14 protein-coding genes are annotated in these 15,072 nt (G+C 57.2%); 9 read left to right on the forward strand and 5 right to left on the reverse strand.

Annotated features, from left to right (window positions below):
- The first annotated feature begins 75 nt into the window (after positions 1 to 75).
- The 4 genes from moaC (at position 76) to GS12_RS06055 (ending at position 2,464) form a co-directional block, all read left to right on the forward strand.
- Positions 76 to 561: a cyclic pyranopterin monophosphate synthase MoaC gene (gene moaC / locus GS12_RS06040; protein WP_034913529.1), complete on the forward strand. Its 486-nt coding sequence runs from the start codon at positions 76 to 78 to the stop codon at positions 559 to 561.
- On the forward strand, positions 554 to 799 hold the full coding sequence (moaD, locus tag GS12_RS06045; protein ID WP_034913531.1) for a molybdopterin synthase sulfur carrier subunit: 246 nt from the start codon (positions 554 to 556) through the stop codon (positions 797 to 799). The genes moaC and moaD overlap by 8 nt, the downstream gene beginning before the upstream one ends.
- A gap of 1 nt (position 800) precedes the next feature.
- Complete coding sequence (gene moaE / locus GS12_RS06050) at positions 801 to 1,274, forward strand: molybdopterin synthase catalytic subunit MoaE (protein ID WP_034944879.1); 474 nt, start codon at positions 801 to 803, stop codon at positions 1,272 to 1,274.
- A gap of 83 nt (positions 1,275 to 1,357) precedes the next feature.
- A complete protein-coding gene (locus GS12_RS06055; RefSeq protein WP_034944989.1) occupies positions 1,358 to 2,464 on the forward strand; it encodes a DUF1615 domain-containing protein in 1,107 nt (368 codons plus the stop codon).
- 8 nt (positions 2,465 to 2,472) lie between these two features.
- Here GS12_RS06055 and GS12_RS06060 read toward each other — a convergent pair whose 3' ends face one another.
- Entirely contained in the window at positions 2,473 to 4,410 is a 1,938-nt protein-coding gene (locus GS12_RS06060; RefSeq protein ID WP_034944881.1) for a methyl-accepting chemotaxis protein, read from the reverse strand.
- Positions 4,411 to 4,618: 208 nt separating this feature from the next.
- Here GS12_RS06060 and GS12_RS06065 point away from each other — a divergent pair, with 208 nt between their 5' ends.
- Positions 4,619 to 5,323 (forward strand): Bax inhibitor-1/YccA family protein, encoded by a 705-nt coding sequence (locus tag GS12_RS06065; RefSeq protein ID WP_034919015.1) that lies wholly within the window; start codon positions 4,619 to 4,621, stop codon positions 5,321 to 5,323.
- A 52-nt stretch (positions 5,324 to 5,375) separates the two neighbouring features.
- Here GS12_RS06065 and GS12_RS06070 read toward each other — a convergent pair whose 3' ends face one another.
- The 3 genes from GS12_RS06070 to GS12_RS06080 are packed head-to-tail and all read right to left on the reverse strand — an operon-like array spanning position 5,376 to position 8,346.
- Entirely contained in the window at positions 5,376 to 6,344 is a 969-nt protein-coding gene (locus GS12_RS06070) for a lysylphosphatidylglycerol synthase domain-containing protein (protein ID WP_152601362.1), read from the reverse strand.
- On the reverse strand, positions 6,341 to 7,588 hold the full coding sequence (gene clsB, locus GS12_RS06075; protein ID WP_034944885.1) for a cardiolipin synthase ClsB: 1,248 nt from the start codon (positions 7,586 to 7,588) through the stop codon (positions 6,341 to 6,343). Before clsB ends, GS12_RS06070 begins: the two co-directional genes overlap by 4 nt.
- The gene (locus GS12_RS06080; protein ID WP_034944887.1) at positions 7,585 to 8,346 is read right to left on the reverse strand and encodes an endonuclease/exonuclease/phosphatase family protein; all 762 of its coding nucleotides are present in this window, start codon (positions 8,344 to 8,346) and stop codon (positions 7,585 to 7,587) included. Before GS12_RS06080 ends, clsB begins: the two co-directional genes overlap by 4 nt.
- 181 nt (positions 8,347 to 8,527) lie before the next feature.
- Here GS12_RS06080 and GS12_RS06085 point away from each other — a divergent pair, with 181 nt between their 5' ends.
- From GS12_RS06085 to dusC, 3 genes are all read left to right on the forward strand, one after another.
- Positions 8,528 to 8,917: a YbhQ family protein gene (locus GS12_RS06085; protein WP_034944888.1), complete on the forward strand. Its 390-nt coding sequence runs from the start codon at positions 8,528 to 8,530 to the stop codon at positions 8,915 to 8,917.
- Between the two features lie 204 nt (positions 8,918 to 9,121).
- Entirely contained in the window at positions 9,122 to 10,513 is a 1,392-nt protein-coding gene (gene rhlE / locus GS12_RS06090; protein ID WP_034944894.1) for an ATP-dependent RNA helicase RhlE, read from the forward strand.
- A 59-nt stretch (positions 10,514 to 10,572) separates the two neighbouring features.
- Complete coding sequence (dusC, locus tag GS12_RS06095; RefSeq protein ID WP_034944896.1) at positions 10,573 to 11,520, forward strand: tRNA dihydrouridine(16) synthase DusC; 948 nt, start codon at positions 10,573 to 10,575, stop codon at positions 11,518 to 11,520.
- Between the two features lie 11 nt (positions 11,521 to 11,531).
- Here dusC and GS12_RS06100 read toward each other — a convergent pair whose 3' ends face one another.
- Positions 11,532 to 13,133 (reverse strand): inorganic phosphate transporter, encoded by a 1,602-nt coding sequence (locus GS12_RS06100; RefSeq protein WP_034944898.1) that lies wholly within the window; start codon positions 13,131 to 13,133, stop codon positions 11,532 to 11,534.
- Positions 13,134 to 13,363: 230 nt separating this feature from the next.
- Between GS12_RS06100 and GS12_RS06105 the strand changes: the two genes are divergently transcribed.
- Entirely contained in the window at positions 13,364 to 15,025 is a 1,662-nt protein-coding gene (locus GS12_RS06105; RefSeq protein WP_034944900.1) for a methyl-accepting chemotaxis protein, read from the forward strand.
- Positions 15,026 to 15,072 lie beyond the last annotated feature (47 nt).

Genomic DNA, 15,072 nt, shown 5'->3' on the forward strand with positions numbered 1-15,072 from the left:
AGATCATCATGCAGCAGCTCGACGCGCGCACCCGCCCGTGTAACTTTGTCGCTCATCTGAAGAAGCCGTAACGCTATGTCACACCTTACCCATATCAACGCCGCAGGCGAAGCGCACATGGTGGACGTTTCCGCCAAAACCGAGACGGTGCGTGAAGCGCGTGCCGAAGCCTTTGTGGTCATGAACGCCGACACGTTGCAAATGATTATCGACGGCAGCCACCACAAGGGCGATGTCTTTGCTACCGCGCGCATTGCCGGTATTCAGGCCGCCAAGCGAACCTGGGAGCTCATCCCACTTTGTCATCCGCTGCTGCTCAGCAAGGTTGAAGTCACGCTGGAAGCAGAGCCGCAACACGGCCGGGTGCGCATAGAATCCCTCTGCCGCCTGACGGGTAAAACCGGCGTGGAGATGGAGGCGCTCACCGCCGCGTCGGTGGCGGCGCTGACCATTTACGATATGTGTAAAGCGGTACAGAAAGATATTTCAATCGAGCGCTGTCGGCTTTTAAGCAAAAGCGGCGGCAAATCCGGGGATTTTCAGGCGGTAAGCAATGATTAACGTGCTGTTTTTTGCGCAGGTGCGCGAGCTGGTTGGCACCGCCAGCCTGGCGATCGAGGATGAGTTTTCCACGGTGGAGGCGCTGCGGGCGGCGCTGGCGGCGAAGGGCGACCGCTGGGCGCTGGCGCTGGAGTCGGGCAGGCTGCTCTCTGCGGTCAACCAGACGCTGGTTTCCCCACAGCATCCGCTGAGGGCAGGGGATGAAGTGGCCTTTTTCCCGCCGGTGACCGGAGGCTGACATGGAAACGCGCATTCGGGTCGGTCAGGCTCCTTTTGATATGGCTGAAGAGTACCGCTGGCTGGCCGCCTGCGATGAAGACGGCGCGGTGGTCACCTTCACCGGTAAGGTGCGAAATCACAACCTTGGCGATAACGTCTCTGCGCTGACGCTGGAACACTATCCCGGCATGACCGAAAAGGCGCTGGAGGAGATCGTTACTGAGGCGCGGACGCGCTGGCCGATGCAGCGTGCTACGGTCATTCACCGTATTGGTGAGCTGTTTCCCGGCGACGAGATTGTGATGGTCGGCGTCAGTGGCGCGCATCGCGGTAGCGCTTTTGCCGCTGCGGAATTTATTATGGATCACCTGAAAACCCGCGCGCCCTTCTGGAAGCGCGAGGCGACGCCGGAGGGCGAGCGCTGGGTTGAATCGCGCGACAGCGACCGTGATGCGGCCTCGCGCTGGCAGCAGGCGAAAAATGTAGCGAAATGAACCGCGCGGCAGGGGATTTTTATTGGATAAAAGCCGCCTCGCTGTGTAACCTCAGCGCTTTCCTCAAAAATTCAGGGAACGCGATGATTTCCTCCGCGATTCGACGTGTGTCGCTACTGGCGCTGCTGGTGTTGGCAGGCTGTAGCAGCGAACCAAAAAAAACGCAGCCTGAACGCCAGCCTGCCGACGTGAAAGCGCAGATTGTGGCGCTGCTTCCGCCGCAGGCGAGCGATCGCCAGGGCTGGGCAAACGATATCTTTGCCGCCTTTAACAGTCAGCAGTTGGATCCGACCAGCGCCAACCTCTGTTCGGTGATCGCCGTCACCGGACAGGAGTCCAACTTCAGCGCGGATGCCAACGTGGCCGGCCTGCCGAAAATCGCCTGGGGCGAAATTGATCGCCGCGCGGGAAAGCTGCACATCCCTGCTTTCGTGGTGCGTACCGCCCTGATGATTAAATCGCCGAACGGCAAAAGCTACACAGACCGCCTCGACAACGTGCGCAGCGAAAAAGAGCTGAGCGCCATTTTTGATGACTTCATCAACATGGTGCCGATGGGCCAGACGCTGTTCGGCAATCTTAACCCGATCCATACCGGCGGCCCGATGCAGGTCAGCATCGCCTTTGCCGAAGCGCATGCCAGGGGCTATCCGTATCCGGTTGACGGATCCATTCGCCGGGAGGTGTTCAGCCGACGCGGCGGGATCTGGTTCGGCACGCTTCATCTGCTGGGTTATCCGGTTAGCTATACCCGACAGATTTATCGCTTTGCGGATTTCAATGCCGGCTGGTACGCCAGCCGAAATGCGGCGTTTCAGGCGGCAGTCTCGCGCCTCAGCGGTATTAAACTGGCGCTGGACGGCGATCTGATTGTTTATGGTTCCGACACTGCCGGATCGACCGAGCTGGCGGTGCGAACCCTCGGTAAACGCCTGGATATGAGCGAACGGGCGATCCGCAGCGCGCTGGAGAAGGGTGACAGCGAGGCGTTTGAAAAAACCGATCTGTGGGAGAAGGTGTTTGCGCTGGCGGACAAAAACGGCGGCGCGCGGCAGCCGCGCGAAAGGCTGCCCGGCATTACCCTGAGCAGCCCGAAGATCACCCGCAATCTGACGACGGCGTGGTTTGCGCAGCGGGTTGAAAGCCGCTACCAGCGCTGTATGTCGCAGGCCAGCGCAGCGCAAAAGTAAACCGGGCCTCAGGCGGCGTTGAGCCTGAACAGCTGAACGGTCTGGGCCAGCTGCTGCGCCTGGTCTTCCAGCGAGGCCGCCGCGGCGGACATCTGCTGTACCAGCGCGGAGTTCTGCTGCGTGGTGCCGTCCATCTGATTCACCGCGATGGTGACCTGGCCGATACCCTGCGACTGCTCGTCTGAAGCGTTTACGATTTCATTGATAATGGTTTTCACTGAGCTGACCGCGCCGCTCATCTCCTGCATGGTTTTCCCGGCATCCTGCACCAGCGTGACGCCCTGATCGACGCGCTGGGTCGATTCGTCAATCAACGCGGAAATATCTTTTACCGCGTTGGCGCTGCGCTGCGCCAGGCTGCGCACCTCTGAGGCGACCACCGCAAAACCGCGCCCCTGTTCTCCTGCGCGCGCCGCTTCTACCGCAGCGTTAAGCGCCAGAATATTGGTCTGAAACGCGATGCCGTTGATAATGCTGGTAATGGCGCCTATTTTCCGCGAACTCTCATCGATTTGTTGCATAATCTGCACAACCTGCTGCACCAGATCTTCACCGCGTTTGGCGATATCGGTGGCGGTATTGGTCAGTTTGGTGGCGTGATGGGCGTTGTCGGCGTTGTGTTTAACCGTTGCCGTCAACTGTTCCATGCTGGCGGCAGTCTCTTCCAGCGCGGCGGCCTGCTGTTCAGTACGCGAGGCAAGATCAAGATTGCTGGCGGCGATTTCACCTGCGCCCTGGCGAACGGAGTCGCTGGCGGAGATGATTTCACCCACCATGGTACGAAGCTGATGCTGCATGGTTTGCATGGCGTAAAAGATGCTCTGACGATCGCGGCCTTCAACCGGAATGGTGGCGGTCAGGTTGCCTTCCGCCACGCCAAGCGCAATTTCAGCCGCCTGAGACGGCTCGCCGCCGATTGGTTTTGCAATCTTGCGGTTAAAGATCACGCCCAATACCGTGCAGACCAGAACGATACTGATAACCATCATGATCAGCGCATGCATCAGTTGGCGGTTCGCCACCGCCATCACTGCGCTCACCGGCGCGACCACACCGAGATACCAGGGACGATCGCTGGTGCCAACCAGCACAGGACGCCACATTTCCAGCACGTCTTCACCCAGCGACGCGTCAAAATGCTGGACTGCTTTGGTGGAGAAATTATTGGTTTCACCCTTATAGGCTTTGCCCGCCTGCGCTTTGTCAGGGCTGGAGAACACCAGGCCGGTATTAGAAAGCAGCAACGCATAGCCGCTGCCCTGCCAGGGTTTAATCGCACCAACGGTTTTTTGCAGCGAGGCGAGAGAAATATCCGAGGTGATCACTGCCTTCAGCTTACCGTCGTCAATCACCACCGCCGCCACCGAGGTCAGCAGGGTCGGCACGCCGTTATAGGCGTAGCTGTAAGGTTCGATCAGCACGTCTTTTTGCAGCTTCTGCGGGATCAGATAGTAATCGCCCTGGCCCGGCGTCAGAAAGGAGTCGAGATTGTGCAGGGCGAATTTACCGGCGCTGTCGCGATCGACAAAACGGGCAAAACGCCCTTCCGGTGCCGAGTCGGAAAGTTTAGCAAACTCAGCATCTTTACCATCAAACGCATTTTGCTCAAAAATCACCGACATGGAGAGGTAGTCCGGGTTCTGCTTGAGTGAGTATTTCATCAGCTCTTCGCCCACTTTGCGATCGGTGATCCCGCTGCCGGGCAGGGCGATCAGGCTCTGACCAAGATCCTTCGCCACCGTACGCGCATATTCCAGATCTTTCTGCACGCTCAGCGCGTTGCTTTCGGCGATCTGTCCGAGATAGTCTTCGGCGAGCGCGCGCTGCTGCTGGCTGGACTGCCAACTGAGCAGACCGATAGTGACGGTAAAGCCAAGGGTGATTGTTAAGGCGCCCGTCAGCAGCATCATGGTACGGGTGCTCATTTTCTTTTTTTGACTGTTCATGGAAGTTCCCCGGTAAAAGAAGGCTAAGTTAATGGACTTCCTGTACAGCGATCTCACTGTATCTGATTTATCGGCATTTGACCACGCACCTTTAATTGCGGCGCGTGACCGTTTGCGCGCTGCGCTGAAAAAACAGCCGGACAGGCTGGCAAGCTCGCGGGACTGTGCCAGACTTGCGGAGAGCTTAATTCTGGAAATGGAGACAACCATGGCACTGCGTCCCAACGACACACTTGTTTCTTCGGCCCGTACCGGCCTGCAAACCTACATGGCACAGGTCTATGGCTGGATGACCTGCGGCCTGCTGCTGACCGCGTTTGTTTCGTGGTTCGCCGCCAATACGCCCGCCGTGATGGAACTGGTTTTCGCCAACCGCATTACCTTTTATGGCCTGATTATTGTCCAGCTTGGCCTGGTGTTTGTGCTGTCTGGCATGGTGCATAAGCTGAGCGGTGCGGCGGCGACCGGGCTGTTTATGCTCTATTCGGCGCTGACCGGCCTGACCATGGCCAGTATTTTCCTGATGTATACCTATTCGTCCATTGCCAGCACTTTTCTGGTGACCGGCGGCATGTTCGGCGCGATGAGCTTCTGGGGTTACACCACAAAGCGCGATCTGAGCGGCATGGGCAGCATGCTGTTTATGGGGCTGATTGGCATCGTGCTGGCGTCGCTGGTGAATATCTGGCTGAAGAGCACCGCGCTGATGTGGGCGGTGACTTATATCGGCGTGGTGGTGTTTGTTGGCCTGACGGCTTATGACACGCAGAAGCTGAAAAATATCGGGGAAGGGATTAACGTTGACGATAAAGAGAACCTGCGCCGCTACTCCATCATGGGCGCGCTAACGCTTTATCTGGACTTTATCAACCTGTTCCTGATGCTGTTGCGTATTTTCGGCAACCGTCGTTAATGTCGCCGATACACATTAAAACCCCGGCCTGTAACCGGGGTTTTTGTCTCTGTCAGACGGACTTTTCCATCTCCTGCACGTTCTTTTGCCTGAGCGACTTCGCCTTGCTTTCCAGCAGCAGATAGAGCACCAGCGCCAGCAGCAGCGGGGCAATAAAGTAGAGAACACGGTAGGCCAGCAGCGCGGCAATGATCGCGCCGTGAGAAACGTGTTCGCCGCCCAGCAGCGCCAGGAACACCGCCTCCAGCACGCCGATCCCGGCCGGAATATGAATAATCACCCCGGCAATACTGCTGATCAGCAGCACGCCCAGCACCTGGGGATAATCCACTTTCTCTGCCAATAGCAGCCAGATAATCATTCCCATCACCAGCCAGTTGGCGCTGGAGACGACGAACTGAATCCCCGCCATGCGCAGTGAGGGAAGCGCCAGCGTATGGCCCTTCACCGTCCAGCGGCGACGTTTTGAAAACGCGCAAAAGGCAAGATAGACCACCACAAACGCCAGCAGGCCAATGCCGATAGCCCGCAGGGTGCCTTCACCAACAAACCAGCCGGGGGGGATTTCCACCATTCCGGCGCTGAACACCACGCCGGACACCAGCACGTAGCCCAGCCAGTTGGTGGCGATGCTCAGCGAAAAGATGCGTGTAATAGTGCTGCCGTCGAGGCCGAGGCGCGAGTAGAGACGATAGCGCATCGCCACGCCGCCAACCCAGGTGCTGAGCGTCAGGTTAAAGGCATAGCAGATAAACGACACCAGCATCACCTGTCGCTTCTGCAATTTGTGTCCGCAGTAGGATTGCCCGATCAGATCGTAAATGCCATAGGTGAGGTAACTGATCACCACCAGCGCCACCGAGGCGAGGATCGCCAGTCGGTTGTAGTTGACCACCACTTCAATCACGTCGTGCCAGTTAACTTTGCGGGCGTAGAGCACCAGCAGCACGATAACGGCAATGAAAAACAGCCAGGTGAGGATTTTCTTCGCCAGCTTCCAGCGTGGATGATCGGCCATCAGGATTTCACCCTCTCATTATCGTTTTTCACGCGATCCTGCGTTTCCATTTCGGGATGCACCGGCGGCGAAATCTGTGCCAGCTTTGGCGTGTGCGCGGGTAACCAGCCGGCAATGGCCGGGAAGTGGCGCAAAAAGTGGAAAACCACCACGCTTTTACTTAACTGCCACCAGTTTTGTTTTGGCAACTGGTTCTCCTCAACGCGCTGACAGTCTTCCGTCAGCAGACGGTTGAGATTGTCACGCAGCGTCTGGTTAAAGGCGCGATCGTGCACGATCAGGTTGGCTTCCAGGTTTAATGACAGGCTCAACGGGTCAAGGTTGCTGGAGCCTACCGTCGACCAGTAGTTGTCCTGTACCGCGATTTTGGCATGCAGCGGGCGGCGGATGTATTCATAAACCTCAACGCCGCCGCCCACCAGATAGTTGTAAAGCAGTTCGGCGCCCACTTTCACAATCGGCATATCCGGTTCGCCCTGCACGATCAGCTTTACCCTGACGCCGCGCTGGGCCGCGCTGCGCATTTCGCGCAGCAGCCGGTAGCCGGGGAAAAAGTAGGCGTTGGCAATGATCACTTCCTCTTTTGCTTCATGCAGCATGTCCATATAGTGCTGCTCAATATCGTCGCGGTGCTCGTCGTTGTCGCGCCGGACAAACAGCACCTGCGCATCGCCAGGCGTTGCGTTTCGCGCCATGCGATGTGAACGCTGATTCCACCAGTGACGCCGCACCGGCTGCTCGCTGTTGATTGCCTGCTGAACAAAGCGGGTGATGTCGTCAACAACCGGGCCTTTCACCTCCACGGCATAGTCCTGCTTGGCCTGGGGGCCGTAGCTGCTGTTATGCTCGGAAGAGAAGTTGATGCCGCCGACAAAGGCAATCTCGCCATCACACACCACGATTTTGCGGTGCAGGCGACGGAAGATATTGGTACGCATACCGAAAACCAGCGGGCGCGGATCGTAATAGATGAAGCGCACGCCTGCCGTGATCAGGCTGTGGACAAACGTCTCTGAGAGATCGTTTGATCCGTAGCCATCAACCATGATTTCAACCTTGACGCCGCGTCGTGCCGCTTCAAGGATCACGGTATGCAGTTCATTGCCAACATCATCCTCAAAAAGGATAAAGGTTTCCAGCAGCACGTTCGCCTGCGCGCGGCGTATCGCTTCAAAAACCCGAGGGAAAAAGGCTTCGCCGTTTTCCAGCAGGCGCAGGTGGTTACCATTGCGCCATTCCATATTCATAGGTGGATCTCCACCGCCAGCGGCGCGTGATCGGATAAGTGGGACCAGGGCCGCAGCGGGATAGTCTGCGGATGGCTGGCGCCTGCATTTTTAACATAAATGCGATCGAGACGCAGCAGCGGAAAACGCGCCGGGAAAGTGCGTGCCGGGCGTCCGCTATGCTGGCTAAAGACTTCTGTCATACCGGCTTCATTTTGTAAAATCGCGTTCGCCTTTTGTTGCCAGTCGTTGAAGTCGCCAGCCACCACGACGGGCGCATCGGCCGGCAGACTGTTCACCAGTTCACTCAGCATCTTAAGCTGCGCGTGACGGTGCGCGTCACGCAGGCCGAGATGCACGCAGATAGCATGAAGCGTGACGTCGTGATGGGGCAGGGTGAGCCGACAGTGCAGCAGCCCGCGCTTTTCGGTTCCTTCCACGGAAATGTCGCGGTTCTCATATTCTGCAATCGGAAAACGAGACATGACGGCATTGCCGTGGTGGCCTTCCGGGTAAACCGCGTTGCGGCCGTAAGCAAAATCGTTCCACATGGTATCAGCTAAAAATTCGTAATGAGGTGTGTCCGGCCAGTTCTCAACCTTAAGTTGATTCACATCGTGGCTGCCCATTACCTCCTGTAAAAACACAATATCCGCCGAGGTTGCGCGAACGGCATCACGCAGTTCAGGCAGGATGAATCGGCGATTAAAGGCGTTAAAACCCTTATGGGTATTGATTGTCAGGACTTTTAATGAAAATTTCCCCGGGTTTTGTGACATACTGTGCGCGCTCTCCTTTTCGGCGAGAAAAGGTAAAGTGTAGTCTTTGTCACAAAAGAGTGCTTTGAACCTGCGAAGGTTGCGGCATTATTCGACAACTGCGTTAGTCTGAGGAAATTCGTTAATACGTTTCGTGTTAACAAAGCTGGGCGACCTCTGTTGGGTCTGCCAGGAGAAGAAAATGAAATGGTCTAATCGTATCCAGATTGTCACCGGACAAACCTGCGTACACATCATGCTCCACCTGCTGCTTCTGGCCGCACTGGTGTGGGGATGGAAGCATCAAGCCTTGCTACAGGTCAGCACGGTGCTACTGGCAATGTACGCCAGCATCTTTGCCGCCATGCTGCTGACCCAGCGCCTGCCTCGCTTACGCCGCGTTGGCGACTTCTTTGAAGACGTGACCACCACGTACTACTTCGGCGCTGCCATGCTGGTGCTCTATCTGCTCTCCCGCGTGATCCACAACAACCTGCTTTTGGGCTGTGTTGGCGTGCTGATGCTTACCGGACCCGCCGTGGTCTCGCTGCTGGTGAAAGAAGCGCCGCGCGCGCGTCACCGCCATCGCTGATGCACCACAGGCCACCCGCGTGGCCTGTTTCTTTTCCTTACTAAAAATAGCCCCTTAACCGCATCACTTCTGTTATAATCCGCCGCTTACGCACCGTGGTTTGTGCTCCCTTTCAAACGTCAGGCGAAGCCTGGCGTCATATTTCTCCCCCCGGAAACTACATCGCTGAGCGCGATCGGGGCGGATCTGGAGTCAGTCAACTTTATGTCATTCGATTCTCTCGGCCTGAATGCCGATATTTTGCGCGCGGTAACCGAACAGGGCTACAGCGAGCCTACGCCTGTCCAACGTCAGGCGATCCCCGTGGTACTGGCAGGTCGCGACCTGATGGCCAGCGCCCAGACCGGCACCGGTAAAACCGCCGGTTTTACGCTGCCTCTTCTGCAAAAATTAAGCAGCAGCGACACGAATCCAAAAGGACGTCGTCCGGTGCGCGCCCTGATTTTAACGCCGACCCGTGAGCTTGCGGCGCAGGTTGCGGAAAACGTGCGTGATTACAGTAAATACCTGAATATCCGCTCACTGGTGGTCTTCGGCGGCGTCAGCATTAATCCACAGATGATGAAGCTGCGCAGCGGCGTCGACGTGCTGATCGCCACGCCGGGTCGCCTGCTTGATCTGGAACATCAGAACGCGGTAGACCTTTCTCAGGTAGAAATTCTGGTACTGGATGAAGCCGACCGCATGCTGGACATGGGCTTTATTCATGACATCCGCCGCGTGCTGGCTAAGCTGCCGGCCAAACGTCAGAATCTGCTCTTTTCCGCCACGTTTTCTGATGAAATCAGAGGGCTTGCCAGCAAGCTGCTGCACAATCCTGAAGAGGTTTCCGTGGCGCGTCGCAATACCGCGTCAGAGCAGATTGCCCAGCACGTGCACTTTGTTGATAAGAAACGTAAGCGGGAACTGCTGTCGTTTTTGATTGGCCGCGACAACTGGCAGCAGGTGCTGGTTTTCACCCGCACCAAGCACGGCGCCAACCATCTGACCGAGCAGCTGAGTAAAGACGGCATCACCGCCGCTGCTATTCACGGCAACAAAAGTCAGGGCGCGCGCACCCGCGCGTTGAGCGACTTCAAAGAAGGCAAGATCCGCGTGCTGGTGGCGACGGATATCGCCGCGCGCGGTATTGATATTTCCGAGCTACCGCACGTAGTGAACTATGAGCTGCCTAACGTGCCGGAAGATTACGTTCACCGCATTGGCCGTACCGGACGCGCGGCCGCAACCGGCGAAGCGCTGTCGCTGGTTTGTGTCGATGAGCACAAGCTGCTGCGCGATATCGAACGCCTGCTGAAGCGTGAGATCCCACGCATTGCTGTGGATGGCTACGAGCCGGACCCGACCATTAAGGCCGAACCGATCATCAACGGTCGTCAGCAGCGTGGCGGCGGCGGACGCGGCGCGCCTCAGGGCAACCGCGGCGGCGGTCAGGGCAACAGCCGCGGCGGCGAGCGTAGCAACGCCAGCGGCGAACGCAGCCAGAGCACCGGCCAGCGTCGTCCGTCGGCAGGCGCAGGACGTGGCGCAAAACCAGAAGGCGCCGGTGGCGCAGCGCGTAATAAAACCCGCCAGCGCCGTTCTAATCCGGCGTAAACAGGTTATCATTCAGGGGCCATTCGGCCCCTTTTTCAACGCTTCGAACAGGTTGCATCATGCGCGTTATACTGGCCCCGATGGAGGGCGTCCTTGATTCTCTCGTGCGAGAGCTGCTGACCAGCGTCAACGATTACGATCTCTGCATCACTGAATTCCTGCGCGTTGTCGACCAGCTTCTGCCGGTTAAATCCTTTTATCGCCTTTGCCCTGAACTTCGCCATGCCAGCCGCACGCCTTCCGGCACGCTGGTGCGCGTGCAGCTTCTCGGCCAGCATCCTGACTGGCTGGCGGAGAACGCCGCGCGCGCGGTGGAACTGGGTTCTTATGGCGTCGATCTGAACTGCGGCTGCCCGTCGAAAACGGTTAACGGCAGCGGCGGCGGCGCCACCCTTCTGAAAGATCCTGAACTGATTTATCGCGCCACCAAAGCGCTACGCGAGGCAGTGCCCGCTGCGCTGCCGGTGACGGTGAAGGTGCGTCTCGGCTGGAACTCAGGCGAGCGTCAGTTTGACATTGCCGATGCGGTGCAGCAGGGCGGCGCCAGTGAGCTGGCGGTGCACGGTCGCACCAAAGAGGAGGGTTATCGTGCCGAGTGCATCAACTGGCAGGCGATTGGCGAGATCCGCCAGCGTCTGCGCATTCCGGTCATCGCCAACGGCGAAATTTGGGACTGGCAGAGCGCGCAGCGCTGCCTGGCGGTAACCGGTTGCGATGCGGTGATGATCGGTCGCGGCGCGCTGAACGTGCCTAACCTGAGTCGGGTGATTAAACAGAACGCGCCGCGCATGCCGTGGCCGGGAGTGGTAGCGCTGCTGCGTCGCTACACGCAGTTGGAGAAACAGGGCGATACCGGCCACTATCACGTGGCGCGCATCAAACAGTGGCTCGGCTATCTGCGCAAGGAGTATGAAGAAGCGTCCCAGCTTTTTGCGGAAGTGCGCGCGCTGAAGAAATCGCAGGAGATTGCTCAGGCCATTGAGCGCATCAGCTACACGCTGGCTTAATCCGCTCGTCGTTAAAAATGCGTGAACAGCCAGTAAAGTGACGCAGAGAGTAGAATCGATATTGGCAGCGTCAATATCCATGCCATCAGTAAATTACGTACCGTAGCCATTTGCAGACCTGACCGGTTTGCCGCCATGGTGCCCGCCACGCCGGAAGAGAGGACGTGCGTGGTGGAAACCGGCAGACCGAAACCGTCAGCGGCACCGATGGTCACCATTGCCACCAGCTCTGCGCTGGCGCCCTGAGCGTAAGTCAGGTGCGATTTACCGATTTTTTCGCCAACCGTGACCACTATCCGCCGCCATCCCGCCATCGTGCCTGCACCCAGCGCAACAGCGACCACCACTTTTACCCACCAGGGAATGAAGCGTGTCGCATTATCCAGCTCGGCTTTGAGCGCGTCGAGATCCTGCTGCGTCTGTGCAGGCAGCTTCAACTGCTTCTCGTTTTTCAACTGCTGGATGGTTTCGGAAACCAGATACATCGAGTTGCGGGTATTGGTTACTGCCTGCGCCGGGATTTTTTCCACCGTACCATACTGTCGGATCTGCTCGCCAATGGCGCCGCTGATCTGTGCCAGCGCGGGCAACACCGACGGCGTCAGCGTACTGGTACGCACATAGGTGGTCAGCGTGTTGTAAGAGGAGGCGGGCGGTGCGGCGTTGTTCGATTCTTCTGTCAGCGCCTGCTGTGTAACCGTTGCCAGCGCGGCAACGCGAGGGCTCTGCTCCTGCGGGATAGACCGGTTCAGCGCATAAGCCATGGGCATCGTGCCGACCAGAATCAGCATAATCAGCCCCATTCCTTTCTGGCCGTCGTTGGAGCCGTGGGCGAAAGAGACGCCGGTGCAGGTGAGGATCAGCAGGCCGCGGATCCACACCGGAGGCTGGTTTTTACCGTCCGGCGCGCGATAAAGCGTACGGTTCTTCACAACGCGTCGCATCACCAGCAGCAGCCCCGCTGCGCAGACAAAGCCGATGACAGGGGAAAGCAGCAGCGCGTAACCGACTTTCAGCGCCTGATCCCAGTCGACGCCGCTGGTGCCGGTACGGCCATGAATGAGCGCATTTGCCACCCCAACGCCAATAATAGATCCAATTAGCGTATGAGAAGAAGATGCGGGCAGGCCAAACCACCAGGTACCAAGATTCCAGATAATCGCTGAGAACAGCAGCGCATAAATCATGGCAAAACCGCCGCCGGTGCCAGCCTGGAGAATCAGCTCAACGGGCAGCAGGGAGATAATGCCAAACGCCACCACACCCGATGAAAGAAGCACACCTAAGAAATTAAAAAAGCCGGACCAGATAACCGCCACCGTTGGCGTCAGGGAGTGGGTGTAGATAACGGTGGCAACGGCATTGGCCGTGTCGTGAAAACCGTTTACGAATTCAAACCCCAGAGCAATCAGTAGCGCCATCGCCAGTAACAGGAACGGTACATAGCGCGTGAGGTCACCGCCCGCGTTGCTGACATCCCGGAACAGGTTAATACCGGCAAAGGCAATGCCCAGAACGATGAGAAGAATGAACAGCGTCACGGAGAGGCGGCTGTTCTTTTTATAGAGCGGAAGATGGCTGGGGCTCTGTTGAATCGCGCTGTCAGGGCTCATAAAACCTCTTTATCTCGTCGGGTGCGATTTTCGCAGTGTCAGGACGGTGATACTCAGGTTTAATGACAGAAAGATGACGCCTCAAATCCTTCACAGCTCGGCTCACGTTAAAAAGAGTTAAATAATTTCACTCCGACATTATCCTTTTGTACAGGTAGTGATTCTTGTTCCTTTGCCGATAAACAGTACAAATAAAAGAAACAATAACGTTGTCGGGCTGGAGAAAAATGATGAAAATACTGAAAAATTATACGATCCGCGCTGTCATGCTGTGGATATTGAGCCTGTTCTGTTTACTTCTGTGCGGCGTGGTTTTTTACAGCGTGAATTCACTGAATAAAATGAGCAGCGCTAATGAAAAGGGCAATATGCTGGTTAGCGAGATGACCACGCTCAGCCAGGGGAACGAACAATATTTTCGTTTTGTTTTGCGTCTCTATCGCGTGGTCAATCAGCGCGAGCAGGGCACGCAGCCGCCGCAGGCGGAAGTTGACCTGGTCAAAAAGGCGCTGGATGGGCTTCAGACGCGGCTTAATGAATTTAAAGCGTATCCCGCAACAACCTTGGATCCTGACCTCAAACAGGCCGTAACGGCGAGTTGGGAAACGCTGATCCAGCAGGGCATTCAGCCACAGTTTCGGCTGGCCCAGGCAGCGGATTTGACCGCCTATCATCATCAGGCGAACCTGGTGACGCCGCCTTTGAGTCGTGACTTCGGAGCAAAAATTGAACACTTTAATCAGGCTGCCAATGCCGCGCTTCAGGCTGCACGGAGTGACGTTGTGCAGCGCAGCGCATGGACAAAGCGTGCTCTGATTGCTGCGGTGATTGTCGGCGCATTAATTCTGCTTTTCACCGATCGCTATCTGGTCGTTATGGTGGTGCGTCCGCTGGATAAAATCCGTCTTTATTTTAATCAGATTGCTGCGGGCGATTTATCACAGCCCTTCGAAGACATTGGCAAAAACTGCGTTGGCAGGCTGATACCGCTGCTGTGCGCAATGCAGGATAGCCTGCGTGGTGCGGTCAGCTCGATTCGTCACGCCAGTGAAAAGATCCATCACGATGCGGGGCAGATCTCCGGGCGCAATAACGACCTTTCCGCCCGTACGGAACAGCAGGCGGCAGCGCTTGAACAGACGGCGGCGAGTATGGAGCAGTTATCCTCTACCGTGAAGTTAAACGCTGAGAATGCACAGCAGGCCAGCCAGCTGGCCGAGGCAGCCTCGGTGACGGCCAGTAAAGGCGGGCAGCTTGTTCAGCACGTGGTGGTCACCATGAAAGGTATCGCAGAGAGTTCTCACAAAATTGCGGATATCACCAGCGTCATTAACAGCATTGCTTTTCAGACCAATATTCTGGCGCTGAACGCCTCGGTGGAAGCGGCCAGAGCGGGTGAGCAGGGGCGGGGTTTCGCGGTGGTTGCCAGCGAGGTACGCAATCTTGCACAGCGTAGCGCGAATGCCGCAAGAGAGATTGAAGCGTTGATTGCCGAATCGGTCAGTCGGGTGGATAGCGGCACGCAGCAGGTCAACAGCGCGGGCAGCACCATGAGCGAAATGCTGGCGTCGGTAGAGGCCGTGACCGATTTGATGAAGCAGATTGCGGGCGCCACCGAGGAGCAGAGTAAAGGGATTAATCAGGTCGGGCTGGCGATGACTGAAATGGACAGCGTGACGCAGCGTAATGCGTCGCTGGTCTCTGACATGGCGGCGGCGGCCGGCGCGCTGGAGCATCAGACCAATGAGTTGACGCATTCCGTGGCGCATTTTCGGCTTGAAGAGCAGGCTTCTGGCCCGTCGGTGAGAGTTACTACACCGCGTTCGCCGGTGGTAAAACCGGATGCCCGCGCACGCAAAGGAGCAGCGTCAGAAGAGTGGGTTGCGTTTTAAACACGTACAGGCAACGCCATTCACAAAATCTCTGTTTACTGTCACTT

Source organism: Erwinia oleae, from assembly GCF_000770305.1.
Taxonomy (GTDB): Bacteria; Pseudomonadota; Gammaproteobacteria; order Enterobacterales; family Enterobacteriaceae; genus Erwinia; species Erwinia oleae.

What these genes read in the sequence shown, in the direction of transcription:
- GS12_RS06060 (WP_034944881.1), bottom strand. Translation starts at nt 4,410, where the DNA reads ATGAACAGTCAAAAAAAGAAAATGAGCACCCGTACCATGATGCTGCTG.
- moaE (WP_034944879.1), top strand. Translation starts at nt 801, where the DNA reads ATGGAAACGCGCATTCGGGTCGGTCAGGCTCCTTTTGATATGGCTGAA.
- GS12_RS06105 (WP_034944900.1), top strand. Translation starts at nt 13,364, where the DNA reads ATGAAAATACTGAAAAATTATACGATCCGCGCTGTCATGCTGTGGATA.
- dusC (WP_034944896.1), top strand. Translation starts at nt 10,573, where the DNA reads ATGCGCGTTATACTGGCCCCGATGGAGGGCGTCCTTGATTCTCTCGTG.
- GS12_RS06065 (WP_034919015.1), top strand. Translation starts at nt 4,619, where the DNA reads ATGGCACTGCGTCCCAACGACACACTTGTTTCTTCGGCCCGTACCGGC.
- clsB (WP_034944885.1), bottom strand. Translation starts at nt 7,588, where the DNA reads ATGAATATGGAATGGCGCAATGGTAACCACCTGCGCCTGCTGGAAAAC.
- moaD (WP_034913531.1), top strand. Translation starts at nt 554, where the DNA reads ATGATTAACGTGCTGTTTTTTGCGCAGGTGCGCGAGCTGGTTGGCACC.
- GS12_RS06085 (WP_034944888.1), top strand. Translation starts at nt 8,528, where the DNA reads ATGAAATGGTCTAATCGTATCCAGATTGTCACCGGACAAACCTGCGTA.
- GS12_RS06055 (WP_034944989.1), top strand. Translation starts at nt 1,358, where the DNA reads ATGATTTCCTCCGCGATTCGACGTGTGTCGCTACTGGCGCTGCTGGTG.
- moaC (WP_034913529.1), top strand. Translation starts at nt 76, where the DNA reads ATGTCACACCTTACCCATATCAACGCCGCAGGCGAAGCGCACATGGTG.
- rhlE (WP_034944894.1), top strand. Translation starts at nt 9,122, where the DNA reads ATGTCATTCGATTCTCTCGGCCTGAATGCCGATATTTTGCGCGCGGTA.
- GS12_RS06080 (WP_034944887.1), bottom strand. Translation starts at nt 8,346, where the DNA reads ATGTCACAAAACCCGGGGAAATTTTCATTAAAAGTCCTGACAATCAAT.
- GS12_RS06100 (WP_034944898.1), bottom strand. Translation starts at nt 13,133, where the DNA reads ATGAGCCCTGACAGCGCGATTCAACAGAGCCCCAGCCATCTTCCGCTC.